Origin of the sequence: Occultella gossypii, from assembly GCF_019947135.1 — a bacterium.
GTDB classification, from domain to species: domain Bacteria; phylum Actinomycetota; class Actinomycetes; order Actinomycetales; family Beutenbergiaceae; genus Occultella; species Occultella gossypii.
In genome coordinates this window covers 20,654-38,908 of record NZ_JAGSHT010000017.1, presented here as the reverse complement: position 1 = coordinate 38,908, position 18,255 = coordinate 20,654, and the positions used below count along the sequence as shown (strand labels likewise).

Annotated in this window: 19 protein-coding genes and 3 tRNA genes; 14 read left to right on the top strand and 8 right to left on the bottom strand. The window is 71.8% G+C overall.

Annotation, left to right across the window (positions count from 1 at the left end; genetic code table 11):
* Positions 1–245 precede the first annotated feature (245 nt).
* From KCQ71_RS17850 to KCQ71_RS17830, 5 genes are all read right to left on the bottom strand, one after another.
* Positions 246–1,724, bottom strand: a complete 1,479-nt coding sequence (locus tag KCQ71_RS17850; RefSeq protein ID WP_223408401.1) for a hypothetical protein — start codon at positions 1,722–1,724, stop codon at positions 246–248.
* Between the two features lies 1 nt (position 1,725).
* The gene (locus tag KCQ71_RS17845) at positions 1,726–3,078 is read right to left on the bottom strand and encodes a S8 family peptidase (RefSeq protein WP_223408399.1); all 1,353 of its coding nucleotides are present in this window, start codon (positions 3,076–3,078) and stop codon (positions 1,726–1,728) included.
* Positions 3,078–3,410 carry a hypothetical protein gene (locus KCQ71_RS17840; RefSeq protein ID WP_223408397.1) on the bottom strand — a complete coding sequence of 111 codons (333 nt, stop codon included), beginning with the start codon at positions 3,408–3,410 and terminating at the stop codon, positions 3,078–3,080. Before KCQ71_RS17840 ends, KCQ71_RS17845 begins: the two co-directional genes overlap by 1 nt.
* Before the next feature lie 116 nt (positions 3,411–3,526).
* Positions 3,527–3,811 carry a WXG100 family type VII secretion target gene (locus KCQ71_RS17835; protein WP_156740957.1) on the bottom strand — a complete coding sequence of 95 codons (285 nt, stop codon included), beginning with the start codon at positions 3,809–3,811 and terminating at the stop codon, positions 3,527–3,529.
* A gap of 30 nt (positions 3,812–3,841) precedes the next feature.
* Positions 3,842–4,153 (bottom strand): WXG100 family type VII secretion target, encoded by a 312-nt coding sequence (locus KCQ71_RS17830; RefSeq protein ID WP_223408396.1) that lies wholly within the window; start codon positions 4,151–4,153, stop codon positions 3,842–3,844.
* Positions 4,154–4,379: 226 nt separating this feature from the next.
* On the opposite strand from KCQ71_RS17830, the gene eccD reads away from it, so the two are divergent.
* From eccD to KCQ71_RS17810, 4 genes are read left to right on the top strand one after another with little or no spacing between them, the layout of a single operon-like run.
* Positions 4,380–5,741: a type VII secretion integral membrane protein EccD gene (gene eccD, locus KCQ71_RS17825; RefSeq protein WP_223408394.1), complete on the top strand. Its 1,362-nt coding sequence runs from the start codon at positions 4,380–4,382 to the stop codon at positions 5,739–5,741.
* Between the two features lie 4 nt (positions 5,742–5,745).
* Positions 5,746–7,125, top strand: a complete 1,380-nt coding sequence (eccB, locus tag KCQ71_RS17820; RefSeq protein ID WP_223408392.1) for a type VII secretion protein EccB — start codon at positions 5,746–5,748, stop codon at positions 7,123–7,125.
* A complete protein-coding gene (locus tag KCQ71_RS17815) occupies positions 7,122–8,372 on the top strand; it encodes a S8 family serine peptidase (RefSeq protein WP_223408390.1) in 1,251 nt (416 codons plus the stop codon). The genes eccB and KCQ71_RS17815 overlap by 4 nt, the downstream gene beginning before the upstream one ends.
* Before the next feature lie 9 nt (positions 8,373–8,381).
* On the top strand, positions 8,382–8,951 hold the full coding sequence (locus KCQ71_RS17810) for a P-loop nucleotide/nucleoside kinase family protein (RefSeq protein WP_223408388.1): 570 nt from the start codon (positions 8,382–8,384) through the stop codon (positions 8,949–8,951).
* Here KCQ71_RS17810 and rarD read toward each other — a convergent pair.
* On the bottom strand, positions 8,904–9,866 hold the full coding sequence (rarD, locus tag KCQ71_RS17805; RefSeq protein WP_223408386.1) for an EamA family transporter RarD: 963 nt from the start codon (positions 9,864–9,866) through the stop codon (positions 8,904–8,906). The genes KCQ71_RS17810 and rarD overlap by 48 nt on opposite strands.
* 125 nt (positions 9,867–9,991) lie before the next feature.
* Between rarD and KCQ71_RS17800 the strand changes: the two genes are divergently transcribed.
* Together KCQ71_RS17800 and htpX are read left to right on the top strand one after the other, a co-directional pair.
* The gene (locus tag KCQ71_RS17800; RefSeq protein WP_223408384.1) at positions 9,992–11,371 is read left to right on the top strand and encodes an FAD-dependent oxidoreductase; all 1,380 of its coding nucleotides are present in this window, start codon (positions 9,992–9,994) and stop codon (positions 11,369–11,371) included.
* 71 nt (positions 11,372–11,442) lie between these two features.
* Complete coding sequence (gene htpX, locus KCQ71_RS17795; protein WP_223408382.1) at positions 11,443–12,342, top strand: zinc metalloprotease HtpX; 900 nt, start codon at positions 11,443–11,445, stop codon at positions 12,340–12,342.
* A gap of 24 nt (positions 12,343–12,366) precedes the next feature.
* On the opposite strand, the gene KCQ71_RS17790 is transcribed toward htpX, so the two are convergent.
* Complete coding sequence (locus KCQ71_RS17790; protein WP_223408380.1) at positions 12,367–12,870, bottom strand: YajQ family cyclic di-GMP-binding protein; 504 nt, start codon at positions 12,868–12,870, stop codon at positions 12,367–12,369.
* Between the two features lie 111 nt (positions 12,871–12,981).
* On the opposite strand from KCQ71_RS17790, the gene KCQ71_RS17785 reads away from it, so the two are divergent.
* From KCQ71_RS17785 to KCQ71_RS17760, 6 genes are all read left to right on the top strand, one after another.
* Positions 12,982–13,066: transfer RNA gene (locus KCQ71_RS17785), tRNA-Tyr, on the top strand.
* 185 nt (positions 13,067–13,251) lie between these two features.
* A tRNA-Thr gene (locus KCQ71_RS17780) sits at positions 13,252–13,324 on the top strand.
* Between the two features lie 51 nt (positions 13,325–13,375).
* A tRNA-Met gene (locus KCQ71_RS17775) sits at positions 13,376–13,449 on the top strand.
* 56 nt (positions 13,450–13,505) lie between these two features.
* Positions 13,506–13,676 carry a 50S ribosomal protein L33 gene (rpmG, locus tag KCQ71_RS17770; protein ID WP_156740964.1) on the top strand — a complete coding sequence of 57 codons (171 nt, stop codon included), beginning with the start codon at positions 13,506–13,508 and terminating at the stop codon, positions 13,674–13,676.
* A gap of 23 nt (positions 13,677–13,699) precedes the next feature.
* Complete coding sequence (locus tag KCQ71_RS17765) at positions 13,700–14,152, top strand: FAS1-like dehydratase domain-containing protein (protein WP_223408378.1); 453 nt, start codon at positions 13,700–13,702, stop codon at positions 14,150–14,152.
* On the top strand, positions 14,149–14,571 hold the full coding sequence (locus tag KCQ71_RS17760; protein WP_223408376.1) for a MaoC family dehydratase: 423 nt from the start codon (positions 14,149–14,151) through the stop codon (positions 14,569–14,571). Before KCQ71_RS17765 ends, KCQ71_RS17760 begins: the two co-directional genes overlap by 4 nt.
* Positions 14,572–14,623: 52 nt before the next feature.
* On the opposite strand, the gene KCQ71_RS17755 is transcribed toward KCQ71_RS17760, so the two are convergent.
* Positions 14,624–15,673: a LacI family DNA-binding transcriptional regulator gene (locus KCQ71_RS17755; protein ID WP_223408371.1), complete on the bottom strand. Its 1,050-nt coding sequence runs from the start codon at positions 15,671–15,673 to the stop codon at positions 14,624–14,626.
* Between the two features lie 136 nt (positions 15,674–15,809).
* On the opposite strand from KCQ71_RS17755, the gene KCQ71_RS17750 reads away from it, so the two are divergent.
* Positions 15,810–17,063, top strand: a complete 1,254-nt coding sequence (locus KCQ71_RS17750) for an MFS transporter (RefSeq protein WP_223408772.1) — start codon at positions 15,810–15,812, stop codon at positions 17,061–17,063.
* A 61-nt stretch (positions 17,064–17,124) separates the two neighbouring features.
* Positions 17,125–18,231, top strand: a complete 1,107-nt coding sequence (locus KCQ71_RS17745) for a UDP-N-acetylmuramate dehydrogenase (RefSeq protein WP_223408369.1) — start codon at positions 17,125–17,127, stop codon at positions 18,229–18,231.
* The last annotated feature ends 24 nt before the right edge of the window (positions 18,232–18,255 follow it).

The window sequence follows — 18,255 nt, the reverse complement described above, 5'->3', positions numbered from 1 at the left end:
ACCCGTGGGGGAGCAGGGTGACGCCTCCGCGACGGCAGCAGCCGCAGCGGAGGGCGTGTCGGGTACCGACACCCCTCGGGACGGACACCGGGATCCGCGCGACGGGTGCCGCATCACTCCTGGCCGCATAGGCAGCCTTCGCGGAGGCGGGGCCCCCGACGACAGCCGAACGCCCCGACGACCAGTGGTCGTCGGGGCGTTCGGTGTGGTCGGAGGCGCTCAGCCGCGCTGATCGCCTCGGCGGCTCACCACTTGGGGTCGAAGTCCTCCTCCGGAGGCAGCTCCGGGAGCTGGGCATCCCGGGAGCCGGCGTTCGCCGCGGCGCCGAGGTCGGGCGTGACGCCTTCGTCCTCGAGCTCCTCGGCGACGAGGCCGAGCCCCTGGCCGTTCTTGCGCTTCTTGTCCTTGCCGCCGCCGGCTCCGGCGCCGCCCATCATGCCGGCGCCGGCTCCGCCACGGCCACCAGCTCCGCCGCCGACGTTGGTTCCCGAGCGGCCACCGGGGGCGCCGCGACCGCCGGCTCCGCCTGCGCCGCGGCCGCTACGACCGCCGGCTCCGCCCGCGCCACCGCCCAGCGGCACGCCGCCGATGCCGCCGGCACCGCCCGCGCCACCGGCGAGACGGCCGGCCGCGCCGGCCGCACCGGCACCGAGCGCACCACCGACACCGAGGCCACCACCGACACCGCCGCCGACGCCACCGCCGGGACCGCCGATCGCGCCGGGCCCGAGGCCCCCACCGATGCCGCCGCCGGGACCGCCGATGGCGCCCGGCCCGAGGCCGCCGCCGAGGCCGCCGTCGGCGGACGTGTCATCGTCGCCGGGGTTCCAGCCGGGGTCGTCAGGGTTCCAGCCCGGATCGTCCGGTCCGCCGGGCCCACCGGGGTAGTCGGGGCCGCCGGGGCCGCCGGGGTAGTCGGGCCCGCCGGGGTAGTCGGGGCCGCCAGGCCCACCGGGGCCGCCGGGGTAGTCGGGCCCGCCGGGGCCGCCGGGACCGCCGGGGTAGTCGGGGCCGCCGGGGATGTCTCCGGGACCGCCGGGGATGTCTCCGGGACCACCGGGCCCGCCCGGTCCGGGCACATTGCCAGGCCCGGACGGACCGCCCGGGACCGCCGTCGGGTTCGTCGTGGACGGCGGAGTGTGTGTACCGGGCGGGACTTGCGGGGTCGACGTCCGCCGTTCACCGGGGTTGAACTCCTCCTGGTCGTTGCTGGCCAGGTAGGTGCTGTTCAGGGAGGTGTCGAGGTTCGTCATCGCCTGGGTGGCGGCTTCCTCGCGGGCCTCGTCCCAGCCCTCCAGCCAGTGGTGCGTCGCGGTGGCCGCCGTCACGGCACCCAGCCCACCGAGCACGATCATGCCGCCGGTGGCCGCTGCGGCCTCGATGGCCCGCTTCTGCCACCAGTTCAGCTCCTCCGGTGGGAGGTTGTTGTAGGCCTCGCGGGCGGCGTCGATCGCGTCGAGCGCGTAGGAGGTGCTGGACTTGGCGGTGGTGAGGTCGGACGCGGTCTGGTTCAGGTTGGACGCCAGCGAGATCATCTGGGTCCATGCCGCCATGCCGGTCTCGCCCTCGGTGCCGCTGTCGGCGCCGATGTTCTGCACGCTCTGGGACGCCTCGGTCAGCGAGGTGGAGTGTGTCCCAAGCGTTTCCAGGTCGGTCCTGGCGGTGGTGAGCTTCTCCGCAGGAATCTGACTGATCTGTTCCAGATTGTCGGTGTTCGCACCCATGTCACATTCCTCCATGCTGGGTCGGTGGTGGCTGTCGTGGTGGTGTCTGTGCTGGCCCGGCCTGCTGGCCAGGCGGCGGGTAGGGCTGTTGGCCCGGTGGCGGGTACGGCTGCTGACCGGGCGGCCCCGGGATGGGCTGGTTCTTTCGCTTCCCCCGCGTGGCACCGATGATCAGGCCGACGATCAGGAGGAGTACCAGCACCCCGGCGACGCCGACGATGACCGGGACCAGGCTGGACGGCCCGTCGGTGTCGCTGCCCTCCGCCGTGGCGCCCGGTTCCGGGTCGGTGGGGTTCTCGCCGGTGCCGTCGATCTGCGCGGCACTGGGCACCGCGTCCGGATCGTCGCGGATCAGCGGGTTCACGTCCTCGAACGTGGTCGGATCCGTCGCCATCAGGGCCGGCACCGAGATCAAGCCGAAGCCGGTGTCGTCGCTGCGGGCAGGCTCATGCGCGGTGCCGCCGGTGGTCCGGATCAGCGACTGGATGAGCTGGTTGCCCGTCGCCTCCGGATAGGCGGACTTGACCAGGGCCAGGGCGCCCGACGTGAACGCGGTGGCCTCCGAGGTCCCCGACGAGAGCCACTGGGCGTTCCAGGCGCCGCCCTCCCACCCGGTGCGGACGATCTCGGTCCCAGGGGAGACCACGGTGAGCAGCGGGCTCACCACCGGGTTCTCCAGGATCTCGGAGTTGATGTCATGGGCCTCGACGGTCACGATCCCGTTCGCCGTCGCCGGCCAGCCGAGTTCGCTCGGCGGGTCGTTCGGCATCGCGTTCACGATCACCACACCGGCGCGGAGCGCCTCGGCGATCGCCTCGCCGTTGTCTTCGGTGAATGCACCGCTGAACGACATGCTGATGATGTCGGCCCCGGCTGCCACGGCGGCCCGGATGGACTCATCGACCCGGCCGGTGCAGCCCCGGTCGTTGATGACCGTCACGTAACTGAGGATCGTGGCATCGGGGGCGACCCCCTGCGAGCTCGGGAACCCGCCCACCTCCGCGCCGTTGCCGACCAGAAGCTCCGCCATCGCGGTGCCGTGCTCGGCCTCCTCCCCGGAGCTCGTGCCCGGGAACGCCGTGCCCTCGTCGGGGCACACGTAGTCCGGCTGGGTGCGGATGTCCGCGCCGGCCAGCGTGGGGACGTCGAGGTTCACCGGGCTGTCGAGCAGCGCGATCGTCACGCCCGCGCCGGTCGCGGTCTGGTGCGCCTGCGCCACGCCGGTCTCGCTGTAGTACCAGAGGCCACCGAGGCTCGTGTCCCAGTCCGCCGACGCCGAAGGTGCAGCGAGACCGACCAGGAGCACTGCCGTCGCGGTGGAGGCCAGCGCCGCGCGGGTTCCGCTCAGCTTCATCAGGCCGCGTCGAGCGCAGTCTTGATGGCCTGCAGCCGCGCGGTGACGTTCTCGTCGAGGTCCTTCATGTCCTTGGCGTAGGCGGTGAGTTCCTCGTGCATCGTCACCATGGTCGCGACCGACGTGTCCAGGTTGGTCTCCATGGTGGTGAGCGTCTGGCGCAGCTTGGTCGAGTACGAGCTCGGCGACTGGACCGCGGACCAGGTCTGCGTGTCCTGTCGGTTGCGGATCTCGACGACGTCCGGTCGAAGTTTGCTCACCTCGTCCACGAGCGTCTCCAACTGCCCGAGCCGGTGTGTGAGGACCTCAGGGGTGATCTCGGTCTGTCCCATGACGGTGATCGTCTCTCTGTGTCGTGATCGGTGGTTCTGTCGGCGTGTCGCCAAGAAGGGCGGCGCACGCCGAAGCCTGTCGGGGCTTCGGCGCGACCGTCAAGCGTGGCGTCGGCTCACTGGAAGCGAGCGGCGTTCTGGTTCTCGGTGGACTGGTAGTCCTGCCCGCCCTGACCCACGGCGGTACCGATCTCGGTCAGCAGCGCCTTCATGTCCGTGATCGCGGTGGTCCACTGGGACTTCGCCGTCTGGTACGACTCGGCGGCCGCACCGGTCCAGTCCGCGCGGAGCGGCTGGAGCTGTGAGTCCATGTCGGCGAGCTGCTGCTCGAGCTTGTTCGCGCCGCCGACGATGTCGGCGCCTGCGGTGGCGATGCCCTCGAAATTGGCCTTGAACGTCATATCTGTTCCTCAGTTCCTAGTGAGAGAGCGTCAGCCGAGACGGCCCTGGAGGCGGGACATGGCCGAGCTGGCCTGCTCGTCGGAGGCGGTGTAGCTGCTCTGCGACGACTGCAGGTTCTGCTCGAACGTGTCGAGGCTGCTGATGATCTTGCGGGCGTCCGTGCGCCAGCGCTCCATGAGCGAAGCGAACGCGGTGGCGGCCTGACCCTGCCACTGGGCGCCGATGCCGGAGAGGCGACCCTCGAGCGAGGAGAGCTCACCGTTCAGCGTGATCTTCGATTCGGCGACGATCCTCGCGCCGCGCGCCAGTGCACCGTCTGCTGCGGAGACTTCCTGTCCCACAGTCACCTCCAAGTTCATGGGCCCCTCGGCCCGTGTGTGTGAACCGCCGGTTGGCAGTCCATCACCGAATACCCCCGGTGAATGACTTCACCTTACGAAACGCCACGGGGTGCGTCGATGGGGAGAGGTCCCCGCGCAGGTGCCCCATGAACCGCCGGCGGTGCGGCCGGAGCCGCTTCGGTCGTGGCTATGCTGAACCGGGCCACCAGTAGGTAGAGGGATATCGATGACCGAACTTTCCAGCGACGAGCGCGCGCTCGGCCAACTCCTGCGCGTCTCAGTGGTCGCCGGCGATCGTCGTCTCGACCTCGCAGCGCCCGGGGGCGTCCCGGTCGCCGAGCTCGTGCCCGGGCTCGCCCGCAACCTGAACCTCCTCGACGCCGCGACCGTGTTCGGCGGATATCGCCTGGTGCGGCAGCAGGGTGGGGCGCTGGAGGGCGCCCGGAGCCTGCAGGCCCAGGGTGTCCAGGACGGTGACGTGCTCACCCTGACCTCCGGCGCGGACATCGACGAGCATCGCGTCTACGACGACCTCGTCGAGGCGGTCGCGGATGTCGTGGAGAGTGACGACAAGCCGTGGACGCCGAAGGACGCGGCCACGACGGCGGTCCTCGCGGCCGTCGCGCTGCTCGTCACCGGCGCGATCCTGCTCTTCGGCGCCGGCCCCGGCTCGGGCGCCAGCACCGTCTTCGTCCCGGTGACGGCGGCCCTGGCCGCGGTGCTGCTGCTGGTCAGCGCCCTCGTCGTGGAACGGGTCGGCGGCCCGCCCGCGGCGCCCGTCGCACTGGTCCAGGTCGCAGCGGTCTACGGCGCGCTCGCGGGCTTCAGCGCCCTCGGCTCGACCGACCCCTGGGGCGCGGGTGCTGCGGGCGCCGGCGGCGGCGCGCTCGTCGCCGGCCTGCTCGGCCTGATCGCCCTGCGCGAGCGACGTGAGTACTCGATCGTCCCGGTCGCCGTCGGAGCCGTGATCGGCGTGGCGGGCACCGTCATGTGGTTCTTCGACACGACGCCGGGCACGGCGTTCGCCGTCGCCGTCGCGGTGGCTGGGGTCGCCGGGATCGGGGTGCCCTGGGTGGCGCTGGCGACCACCCCACTGCAGATCGTGAGCGCACGCGACGACTCCGAGATCCTGGCCGACCCCGGCGAGATCGACAGGGCCCAGGTCTCCCGCGAGTACGCGCGTGGCCACCGGTACCAGGTCGGCCTGCGGATCGCCGTCGGTGTGGTGATGCTGATCGCGGCGCCGGTGGTGGTGGGCACGGGTCTGCTCGGAACCCTGCTCATGGTCGTGGCGTTCGGCGGCATGATCCTGAGCGTCCGGGAGACCTACTCCCGGTCGGACATCGTCGCGGTCATGACGATCGCTATCGTCGGAGTGGTCATCACCGGGGTGTCGGCCGCCGTGCTGCACGCCGAGTGGCGCACCGGCCTGACCGTGGCGGTCGGGGTGGTCGCCGCGGCGGTGGTCGGTCTGACGCTGATCTCGCCGAAGCCGCGCCTGTGGCTCGGCCGGCTCGCCGATGGTGCCGAGCTCGGTTGCCTGGCCGCGCTGCTGCCGCTGGCCGCGCTCGCCTCCGGATTGGCGTGATCGCGTGGCCACCAAGAAGGAACTGATCGCTGCCCAGAACTTCAGCCGACGGCGGCTGCTCACCGCGTTCGTCAGCGGCGCCCCGGGTGGACGCGAGCTCGAGCCGGCCAAGCCGCTCGTCGGCGTCGTCGCCGGGGCCGTGCTCAGTGTGCTGGTCGTGGTCGGGTCCCTGATCGCAGGCTTCTTCACGGGCAGCCTCCCGGACGGCTGGGAGGACAGCTCGCTTGTCGTCGTGGACACCGGTGCCCGGTACGTCGCCCGCGGGGGCACCCTCTACCCGGTCGCCAACATCACCAGCGCCCAGCTGCTCGCCACCGGTGAGGACGGGGAGCTGCTCGTGGTGCAGGCCAGCGAGGACGACCTCGCCGGGCTGCCGCGCAGCTCGGTCATGGTCGGCATCGAGGGCGCGCCCGATGCGCTGCCCACGCCCGACTCCCTCATCAACGTCGGCTGGTGGGCGTGCGCGCTGGACGTCGAGCGCACCTGGGTGGACCTGGACTCCGCGCACGCGCAGGTCGAGGACCCGCGCGGCGCCCTCGTCGTCGTCGACGGCTCCTACTACTACGTCAGTGGCGGCTTCCGGTACCTGGTCGCCGAGGAGGACCTCACCGCGCTCAGCCTGTTCCTCGGGTTCTCCGCGACCGGCGCCTACGAGGTCTCCGCCCGGTGGCTCAACCTGTTCACGGAGGGCACCCCGATCGAGCGGCTGAGTGTGCCCGGGGCGGGCGATCCGCTACCCGGTCCGGCCGCTCAGATCGGCGGCGAGCTCGAGGTGGGCAGCGTCGTGCGGTTGCGCAGCGCCAGCGGCGACACCGGCGCCGTGCACGTGTTCACCGAGGCCGGCGCCCTCGTCGAACTGAGTGCGGTGGCCCTCGAGCTGTACTACATGGGCACCGGGCTCACCCCGGACGACGTCGTCACCCTCGACAACTCCGAGGTGCAGCAGGTACCGATCGAGGACTCCGCCGGACTTGTGCCGGCGGACTGGCCCACGGAGCCGTTGCCCGCGGTGGAGGGGGAACTGCAGCCGTGCGCCCAGCTCGTGGCCGAGGACGACCCGGCCGCGGCGGGTGCTCCGAGCAATGTCGCGCTCGTGGCTGCGCCAGCGCCTGAGGACGGCGGGGCCGAGGTGACCGTCGCGCCCGGCGCGGGGGCGCTCATCCAGCTGGACGGCGGTGGGACCCAGGGCGGCTACGCCCTGATCGACGAGCGTGGCCGGATGTACCCGATCCCGGTGACCAGCACCGACGTGATCCTGCTGCTCGGCTACGGCGAGGTTGAGATCCCGCGGATCTCCCAGTTCTGGGCAGCGCTCTTCCCCGCCGGTCCCACGCTCACCGTGGAGGCCGCCAGTGAGGGCATGAGCGCCGCCGGGCCGTCGTGAGCGCCTCCTGGTTCCGCCGTGGGCTCGCCGCCGCGGCCGGCCTGACACTGGGCGGGACCCTGCTGATCGCTGCGCCGGTCGCGCCCGTGTACGCCACCAGCTCCAGTGAGAACTGTTCCACCGACTCGCCGGCGCTCGTGGCCGCGTCGCCGCCGGCGTTCGACGCACTCGGGGTGCGTGAGGCCTGGGAACTGGCCACCGGCGCCGGCGTGGTCGTGGCGGTCGTCGACTCGGGCGTCAACGTGGCCAACGTCCACCTCCGGGAGGGGGTGCTGCCCGGCGTGAACCTGGTCGTCGGCACGGACCCGGCGACCACCGACGCCGAGGGGCACGGCACCGTGGCTGCCAGCATCATCGCGGCCCGAGGGGTCGAGGGCTCGGGGCTGGTGGGCGTGGCCCCCGAGTCCGAGATCCTGCCGGTCCGGGTCTACTACGCCTCCAGTGAGGAGGCCCAGGAACAAGGGGTGTCGCTCACCGCGGACCGGATCGCCGCCGGGATCCGGTGGGCGGCCGAGAACGGTGCCGATGTCATCAACGTCTCATTGAGCACCACGGAGAACATCCCAGCGCTGGAGGAGGCGGTGGAGGTGGCGACAGCGAACGGGGCCCTGGTCGTGGCGAGCGCGGGCAATCGGGAGACGAGCTCGGTGTCCGAGGACGTGCCCCGGTATCCGGCGGCCTACCCGGGGGTGCTCGGCGTCAGCGCGGTCGACGTGAACGGGGCCTGGGTGGCGGGAGCGTCGTTCGCCGGGGGGTGGGTGGACGTGGTCACCACCGGCCAGCAGGTCCCGTCCGCCTTCCACTGGGCCGGTGACTGTGTGCAGGCGCCCGGGGATGCGCTGCCCTCGTCGAGCTGGGCCACGGCCTACGCCGCCGGCACGGCCGCCCTCGTCGCGCAGGCACACCCCGACGAGACGCCCGCGCAGTGGGCGCACCGGCTGATGGTGACGGCGTCCCGGCCGCAGCCCGCCGGCCGCGATGACCAGATCGGTTGGGGCCTGGTCCAGCCGGTCGCCGCCATCGAGTTCATCGACGACGGCTCGGCCCCCGGCCCGCCCTCACCCATCCACCCGGCGCCCGAGCCGGCACCCGCGCCCACCTCCGGGATCGACCTCAGCCCCATCGAGGACCCGATGGCACCCACCCGGCAGATCGCGCTGTGGTGGCTGATCGGTGGCGTCGCGTTCGGGGCCCTGGTGGTCCTCATCGCTCGCCTCGGGACCGCCCGCCGGCCCGGCCGTCGCTAGGGCGCACGGGTGAGCCGGGTCATCTTCATGTGCGGCCCGGCCGGCTCCGGCAAGTCGACGCTGGCCCGGGCCCTCGAGGCACGTGGTCTGGTGCGGCTGTCGTTCGACCAGACCGCCTGGGACCGCGGGTTCCACGCCATGCCGTTGCCGGAGCAGGTGCACCGGGAGATCGAGGCGCAGTTGCGCGAACGCCTCGTCACCGTGGTGACCGGTGGCGAGGACGTGGTCCTGGACTTCTCGTTCTGGTCACGCCGGATGCGAGCGGACTACCGGGCGCTGGTGCGCCCGCTCGGCGTGGAGCCGGTGACGATCCACGTGGCCACGGACCGGGCCACCGCGTTGCAGCGGGTCGCCGGCCGCGCGACGGGTCACGGCGACGACTTCCGCCTGCCGGAGCGCTTGGCGGCCACCTACTTCGACCACTTCGAGCCCCCGACGCCCGACGAGGGACCGCTCGTGATCACGGCCGGCGACGACCCGCCGGCGCGGCAGCTCGCCGCGATCGAGGCGGTCATCGGCCCGGTGCCGGGGTCAGCGGGGCGCGCGCGGCCGCGGGTTGTTGCTCCGGGCGAGCCGTAACCCGTCCGTGGTGAGGATCACCAGCGCGACCCAGACGAGCGCGAACCCGGCCCACCGGCTCGGGGCCATCTCCTCCCCGAACAGCAGCACCCCGGTCAGGAACTGCATCGTCGGGGTGATGTACTGCAGCAGACCCAGCGTCGCCAGCGGCAGCCGGCGGGCCGCGGCGGCGAACAGGAGCAGCGGGACCGTCGTCGCGACGCCCGAGGCGACCAACAGCGCGACGTGCCCGGCAGGAGAGACGCGACCTCCGCCGTCGGCCCCGAAAGTACTCGCCCCGGTCACCGTCAGGTACACCAGATAGCCGAGGGCGGGCGCCGTGAGGGCGAGGGTCTCGACGCCGAGGCCAGGCAGCGCGGGAACCTTCGCCCCGACGGTTTTCTTCACCAGGCCGTAGCCGGCGAAACTCAGCGCCAGGACGGTCGCGATCCAGGGGAAGGAGCCCAGCCCGACAGCGATCACGACCACGCCGGCTCCGGCGACGCCGACGGCAGCCCACTGGGCCGGACGTGGTCGCTCGCGCAACACGAGAACGGCCAGCAGCACGGTGATGATCGGGTTCACGTAATAGCCCAGGGCTGCGTCCACCACCCGGTCGGTGAGCACCCCGACCAGGAAGGTGATCCAGTTCACGGCGAGCAGGACCGCTGCGAGGGTCAGCCGGCCGGCGACGCGAGGGTCCCGGAGCAGGGTCGTGAAGGTGCGCCACTGGCCCAGGGCCGCCAGCAGGAGCAGGCACAGCAGCATCGACCAGACCACCCGATGGGCCGTGATCTCAAACGCTCCCGCCGATGCGAGGAGGCTGAAGTAGATCGGCAGCACGCCCCAGAGGAAGTAGCCGCAGGCCCCGGCGATCAGGCCGCGGCGGTGCTCGGAGGTCGCGACGCCCTCCGGCGTGGGCTGGGCGGTCGGCACACGGCGAACCTATCCCAGTCCGTGGCTCACCCCGGGCACGGGTGAGGCGAGCCTTACACTGGAGGGGTCTGTGCTGCGCGCGTGAGCGTGGCAGCCCCCAATCCGTTGAAAGAGGCGTCTCACCCGTGCCCAGCAACACCAGGCTGCGTGTCGCCATCGTGGGAGCCGGCCCCGCCGGGATCTACGCGGCCGACATCCTCTCCAAGACCGACCTCGACGTCGACATCGACCTGTTCGAGCGGTTGCCCGCTCCGTTCGGTCTGGTGCGCTACGGCGTTGCCCCGGATCACCCCAGGATCAAGGCCATCATCGTGGCCCTGTACAAGGTGCTGCAGCGTGGGGACATCCGCCTGATCGGCAACGTTGACTTCGGAGCGGACGTCGACCTCGCGGAGCTGCGCGAGTACTACGACGCGATCATCTTCTCCACCGGGGCCATCAAGGACGCGGACCTGCCGATCCCGGGTGTCGAGCTGGACGGCAGTTACGGCGCAGCGGACTTCGTGTCCTGGTACGACGGGCACCCGGACGTGCCCCGGACGTGGCCGCTGGAAGCCGAGAAGGTCGCCGTGCTCGGCGTCGGGAACGTGGCGCTCGACGTCGCCCGGATCCTGGCCAAGCACGTCGAGGACCTGATGCCCACCGAGGTGCCGGACAACGTCGTCGAGGGTCTGCGGGCGAGCCCGGTCACCGACGTGCACGTGTTCGGGCGGCGCGGGCCCGCGCAGGTGAAGTTCACCCCGCTGGAACTGCGCGAACTCGGCCACGTGCCGGACGTGGACATCGTGGTCTACCCGGAGGACTTCGACTTCGACGACGGTTCGGAGGAGGCGATCCGGTCCTCGAACCAGACCAAGCAGGTCGTCAAGACCCTCACCGACTGGACCCTGCGCGAGGAGTCGGAACTGACCGCGTCCCGGCGGATCCACCTGCACTTCCTGCACCGGCCCGCCGAGATCCTCGGCGCCGACGGGAAGGTCACCGGCATCCGCACCGAGCGCACCGAGCTCACCGGTGACGGCTCCGTGCGCGGCACCGGGGAGTTCGCGGAGTTCGACGTGCAGGCCGTCTATCGCGCGGTAGGGTACTTCGGCTCCCCGCTGGCCGGGCTGCCGTTCGATGAGGTGGCCGGGGTGATCCCGAACGATGGTGGCCGGGTCCTCGACAACCACGGCCGGCACATCCCCGGCACGTACGCGACGGGTTGGATCAAGCGCGGCCCGGTCGGGCTGATCGGGCACACGAAGTCCGACGCCAACGAGACCATCCGGCACCTCGTCGACGACGTCGCCGCCGGTGCCGTGCCGAGCGCCCCGAAGCGTGACCCCCGGGCCATCCTCGACCGCCTCGAGGCGGACGGCGTGCCCTTCACGACGTGGCAGGGCTGGGAACTGCTCGACGCGTACGAGCGTTCTCTGGGTGAGGGGCAGGGCCGGGAACGGATCAAGGTCGTCCCGCGCGAGCACATGACCGAGATCTCCCGCCGGGCCCACGCTCGCGCCTGACGCTGCCCGGGACCGGTGGCGCCGCTGGGCTGACCCGGTCCCGAGTCGAGAGAAGGGGAGCGCCACAGGTGATGGGCCACCGGTACTTGAACGGCGTCAAGACCGTGGCGCTGTTCGGCCTGCTCTGGGTCGTGATCCTTGGTGTCGGGGCGATCGTCGCCGCGGGCACCCGCCGACCGGGTGTGATCTGGCTGTTCGCGGGCCTCGGGCTGGTGATGACGTTCGTGAGCTACTGGAACTCGGACAAGATCGCCATCCGCGCCATGGCCGCACGGCCGGTCTCCGAGGCGGAGGCGCCGGCGATGTACGCGATCGTCCGCGACCTGTCATCGAAGGCGCGGCAGCCGATGCCGCGGCTGTACATCTCGCCGACCGAGGCCCCGAACGCGTTCGCCACCGGGCGGAACCCGCGTAACGCGGCGGTCTGCTGCACGGTGGGGATCCTGAGGATCCTCAACGAACGAGAACTGCGGGGCGTGCTCGCCCACGAGCTCTCCCACGTCTACAACCGGGACATCCTGACGTCCTCGATCGCCGCCGCGATGGCCGGGCTGATCACCTCCGCCGCGCAGTTCCTGCTGTTCTTCGGCGGGGGACGCAACCGCGACGCCGGACCGCTGGCTCTGGTCGGCTCCCTCGCCATGGCGCTGCTCGCACCGTTCGCCGGATCGTTGATCAAGCTGGCCATCTCCCGCACCCGTGAGTACGACGCGGACTCCGACGGCGCCAAGCTCACCGGCGATCCGCTCGCCCTCGCCAGCGCCCTGCGCAAACTGGAGCAGGGGACCGCCGCGGCGCCGCTGCGAGCCGAGGGCGAGGTGGCCGACGTGTCCCACCTGATGATCGCCAACCCGTTCCGGGCGGGATCGGTCAAGAAGATGTTCAACACCCACCCGCCGATGGCCGAGCGGATCGCCCGACTGGAAGGCATGGCCGGCAGCACCGGGCTCAGCGACCCCAGCACCTGGTGAGGGCCGACCGGCCCGCGCCCGCCGCTACCGGTAGTTCACGAACTGCAGCGCGGCGTCGATGTCCTCGGCGCCCTTGAGGAGCGCGATGACGGTCTGCAGGTCGTCGCGGTTCTTAGAGGAGACCCGGACCTCGTCGCCGGTGATCTGGGTCTTGACGCCCTTGGGACCCTCGTCCCGGATCAGCTTCGTGATCTTCTTCGCGTTCTCGCTGGACAGGCCCTCCTTGAGGGTGCCGGCGAGGCGGTACTCCTTGCCGGACAGCTGCGGCTCCTTCTCGTCGGTGTCGAACGCCTTCAGGGAGACGCCACGGCGGATGAGTTTGCTCTGGAACACGTCGAGCACGGCGAGCACCCGCTCCTCGGAGTTGGCGACCATCACGATGACCTCCTCGCCGCTCCAGGTGATGGAGGCGCCGACGTTCTTGAAGTCGTACCGCTGGGAGAGTTCCTTGGCGGCCTGGTTCAACGCGTTGTCCACCTCCTGGCGGTCGACCTTGCTGACGATGTCGAACGAGGAATCGCTGGCCACAGGGGGCTCCTTCTGGAGTGTGCTTGACCACACCGCGGCCGCGGGCGGGCTCGCGATGGTCACGGGACGGTCCCGGACTTGGTATTGTTCCATCCGGTCCTTCGACCATACGGCGGGTTGCCCGAGCGGCCAAAGGGAGCTGACTGTAAATCAGCCGCGTTACGCTTCGCAGGTTCGAATCCTGCACCCGCCACCAGCGCCTGGGGCGCCTCCCACCGGAGGCGCCCTTTCGCCTGTGTCGGCACCGGCCGGGCACCGAGGCGTCGGCTGTGTGATGTTCGCCATGTTGGGGCCGATCCGGCCCGCATGCGGCTCGTGTGAGCAGGACCTCGCGCTAGGATTTCGTCTGCAGGCGTACGAGCATGTAACCTCGTTCCCGCTGCCCCGATAGCTCAGTCGGTAGAGCGTCTCCATGGTAAGGAGAAGGTCTAGGGTTCGATTCCCTATCGGGGCTCTGCTCCACAGGTTGCCCGCCGCCCCCGGCGGCGGGCGGTCCGTGGGTCGAGGCGGGGTAGCTCAGCTGGTCAGAGCGCACGACTCATAATCGTGAGGTCGCGGGTTCGAGCCCCGCCCCCGCTACCGCATTCGAGAAGCAAACATCCGCACCAGCGCGGGTGCCAACGTGAGGAAGACCAGTGGCCAGCAAGTCTGCGGATGTCCGCCCCAAGATCACCCTTGCCTGCGAAGTGTGCAAGGAGCGCAACTACATCACCAAGAAGAACCGTCGGAACAACCCCGACCGGCTCGAACTGGGCAAGTACTGCCCCCGCTGCAACGCCAAGACGACGCACCGCGAAACGCGCTGATCGCGGCGACTAGCATGACCGGCATGACTGAAGTCAATGCCGACCTCGTGGGGCGGGTGTTCTCCGGAACCCCGCCCTACGTCGTGTCCGCCGTCAAGATCGCCGAGTTCGCCGAGGCCGTGGGTGCCCGATCACCCCTGCACCACGACACCGCCGCCGCTCGGGCAGCCGGTCACGCCGATGTGATCGCCCCGGTCACCTTCGCTGTCGTGATCGCCCAGCGCGCCGAGGCCGAGTACATCGACTCGCCGGAGGCGGGTATCGACTTCTCCCGTGTGGTGCACGCCAACGAGTCCTTCACCGCGCACCGGCCGATCGTTGCGGGGGACCGGCTGCACACGGCCGTCCACGTGGACTCGGTCACCGAGCGTGCCGGGATCGCGATGGTCGGCACCCGATGCGAGATCACCGACGACGGCGGGGCAACCGTGGTGTCGGTGTCCTCCACCCTCGCAGTGCGGGGGGCGGACGCGTGAGCGCCCTCACCGCCGACGCCGGCGTCGGCACCGAACTGTTCTCCGTCACCCGCAGCGTCGACCGGGCCACCCTGGTGCGGTATGCGGGCGCCAGTGGCGACTTCAACCCGATCCACTGGAACGAGCGGTTCGCTCTCGAGGTGGGTCTGCCCGGCGTCATCGCGCACGGGATGCTCACCATGGGCGTCGCCGGGTCCGCGCTGACCGACTGGCTCGGCGACCCCACCGACGTGCTCTCCTATGGCGTGCGGTTCACCCGCCCGGTGCCGGTGCCGGACCCGGGCGCGGCGGAGCTCCTGATCGTGGCCACCATCGGCGCCGTCGATGCGGACGCGGGTACCGCCCGCGTGGACCTGCGCGTCTCCGTCGAGGACAAGACCGTGCTCGGCAAGGCACAGGCACAGGTGCGGCTGCACTGAGCGCCGCTGCACGGCCCGACGGCGGCCGCTCGCCCGTTCGCGGACGGACGGCTCAGGCGGGGGCCGGGCCCGTCGTGGTGCCCGGCCGCAACTCGACCTCAAGGACGGCCGAGCGCGCGCGCTCGCCGGCGGCGAGCGCGATCGCGGCCGCCGCGGCCAGGCGGCCCTTCTCCTGGATGGGCTGCGTCACCGTGGTGAGCACGTCCTCACCGAGCCAGGGCAGGTCCACGCCGTCGAACCCGGCGATCGAGACGTCCTGCGGCACCCGCAGCCCGCGTTCGCGGGCGGCGAGCAACAGGCCGGCGGCGAGCAGGTCACTGAACCCGACCAACGCCGTCGGGCGGGGCATGGCGTCGAGCAGGGCATGCCCGGCGCGGATGCCCTCCTCCACCCAGGACCCGCGGGCCACCTGGGCCGCCACGGGCAGCACCCCGCCCTCGAGCAGGCCCGCCCACCGGGCCGCGGTGTACGGAACGGAGGAGCGGCCCGGCCGGGCCGGGTCCAGCGGGCCGGGCTCGACGTGCGGCCCCCAGGGCAGCGTGACCACACCGACGGCGCTGTGGCCGAGCCCGCGCAGGTGCTCGGCGACGGCCCGCATGCCCGCGGCGTCGGTGACCCGGATCGAGACCGAGCCGCGCACTGCCGTGTCCACGTGCACGGCCGGGACCGCGCGATCGCGCAGCACCCGCACCGAAGGTGCGCCGGCGGCGGCCCCGTTGAGGAGGATCGCGGCGTCCATCGCCGCGTGCCGGAGTAGCTCCGGGGCCTGGCCGGACGCGTCGTCGGTGGGCACGAGCAGCATGCCCAGATCCGACTCGCCGAGCGTGGTGGCGACGCCGTCGAGCGTTTGGATGGCCACGGGGTCACGGAAGTTCTGACGCAGATCCTTGCGAACCACGACGCCGATCACGCCGCTGCGGCCCCGCCGCAGCGACCGGGCCACCGGGTTCGGCCCGGAGTAGCCCAGGTCCGCGGCTGCCGCGAGCACCTTGGCCTTGGTGGCCGCGGAGATCGGTCCCGCGCCGGAGAACGCGAGCGACGCCGTCGAGATCGAGACGCCCGCGGCGCGGGCCACGTCGGTCAGTGTGGCGCGAGTGGTCACGGACGCCCTTCCTCCTCGACGACATCGGCCGTCCTGCTCCGCCGGCGGACGCGGCCGGGCTCCGTAGGGCCGGACGGCACACGATAGCCTAGGCCGGTCGAAACGTTGCGACCCCCGTACCGTCCCGAGAGTGACTATGACCCCCTCCGAGCCAGGCACCGCGGTGTCAGTCCAGTCAACGCATGCCCGCCGCGGCGCTGCGGCCGTGTTCGCCACGTTCGTCCTCAACGGCTTCACGTTCGCGAACTGGCTGGCGCGGATCCCGACCATCAGGGACGAGCTCGGTCTGCGGCCCGAGCAGCTCGGCCTGATCATCCTGCTGGGCTCACTCGGGTCGCTGACCGCGCTGCCGGTCACCGGCCGGATCCTGTCCCAGATCGGGGCCGTGCGGACCGTCATCGCGGCCTCCGTGGTGGCGGCCGCCGGCCTGGTCGTGGCCGTGACCGGGGTGGCTCAGATCAGCCCGCTGTTGGTTGGGGCCGGCCTGTTCCTGTCGACGATGGGAATCGGGGCCTGGGACGTCGGCATGAACTTCGAGGGGGCCCGGGTGGAACAAGCGCTCGGGCGGGCGATCATGCCGTGGTTCCACGGGGGCTTCTCGATCGGCACCGTGCTCGGCGCCGCGGTCGGTGGGCTGGCAATCCGCTGGAGCGTGCCGGTTCCGACCCACATGCTCGTGGTGGTCGGGGTCGCCGTCCTGCTGGTCGTGGTGATGACCCGCGGGTACCTCCCGGAGACCGCCGAGCAGCGCCGGGCCGCGGCACTCCAGGGCGAGCACCACGGCACCCGCTCCTACCTCCGATTCTGGCTCGAGCCGAGGACGCTGATGGTGGGCCTGGTGGTGCTCGCGGCGGCGCTGACCGAGGGGGCGGCCAACGACTGGCTCGCGCTCGCGGTCATCGACGGCTTCGACACCCCGAACGAGACGGGCGCGTTCGGGCTCACCGTGTTCCTGACCGCGATGACCGTGATGCGTTTCCTCGGCACGTTCCTGCTGGACCGGTTCGGGCGGGTGGTCGTGCTGCGGCTGTGCACCGGTCTGGCCATCGTGGGTCTGCTCGTGTTCACCCTCTCGCCCACGCTGCCCCTCGCCCTCGTCGGTGCGGTGCTCTGGGGGATGGGTGCGGCGCTCGGCTTCCCGGTCGGGATGAGCGCGGCGTCCGACGACCCGGTGAAGGCCGCGGGACGGCTGTCCGTGGTGGCCACGATCGGCTACACCGCGTTCCTGGTGGGGCCGGGACTGCTCGGCCTGCTCGCCAGCCACGTCGGCTACCGGCATGCCCTGCTGGCGATCCTGGTCCCGCTCGTCGTCGGCCTGCTCGTGATCCCCGCGGCCCGGCCGCCGGCGCACACCGCCGAAGGCCCCGACGGCGCAGCGAAGGCCGCGTAGGTCGCTCCCGGCGGGCGGTACGCACCCGGGCTCGGCCGCTGCCGCGGCGTAGATTGGGGGGATGACGACCGCGGCCCAGTCCAACTCCCTGCGCACCCCCGTCCCGGCGCCGCTCGCCGACGCCACCACGCTGCGCGTGGGCGGACCGGCCCGCCGCGAGGTCGAGGCCGCGACCGAGGCGGAGTTCATCGACGCGATCTCCGCCGCGGACGACGCCGGTGAGCCGCTTCTGGTGCTCGGCGGCGGTTCCAACGTGTTGATCGCGGACGACGGCTTCGACGGCGTGGTCGTGCGGGACACCCGGCGCGGCGTGGTCGTGGAGAGTGAGGACACCTGCGGCGGCAGTTCTGCCCGGGTCCCGGCCGGACACCCCTGGGACGAGTTCGTGGTGCGGGCGATCGAGGAAGGCTGGATGGGCGTCGAGGCGCTCTCCGGGATCCCTGGCTCCACCGGCGCCACGCCGGTCCAGAACGTGGGTGCCTACGGCCAGGAGGTCAGCGACGTGATCTCCTCCGTGCGCACCTGGGACCGTGCGGAGCGCCGGGTCCGCACCCTGGCCCGGGTGGACCTGAGGTTCGGCTACCGCGACTCGCTGCTCAAGCGGACCCTGCACACCCCGTCCGCGGACCGGATCTGGGGGCCCACGCCGCGGTACGTGGTCCTGGACGTCGGCTTCCAGATGGTGCTCGCCACGCGCTCGGCCCCGATCCGCTACTCCGAGCTCGCCGCGGCACTCGGCGTGGAACTCGGCCAGCGGGCCCCCTCGGTCGAGGTCCGCGAGGCGGTGCTGGGCCTGCGCCGGCGCAAGGGCATGGTCCTCGACGCCGACGATCACGACACCTGGAGCGCCGGCTCGTTCTTCACGAACCCGATCCTGGACGCCGACGTCGCGGCCCGGCTGCCCGAGGGTGCGCCTCGCTTCGACGCGGGCGACGGTCGGGTCAAGACGAGCGCCGCATGGCTGATCGACCGCTCCGGCTTCGGCAAGGGCTACGGCCTGCCCGGGCCGGCAGCACTGTCCACCAAGCACGTGCTCGCAGTGACCAACCGGGGCGGGGCGAGTGCCGCGGACCTCGTGGCGTTGGCGCGGGAGGTCCGGGCCGGGGTGCAGGCGGCGCACGGCATCACCCTGGTCCCGGAGCCGGTCCTGGTGGGACTGACCCTCTGAGGCACCGCGATCCCTTGCGGAATC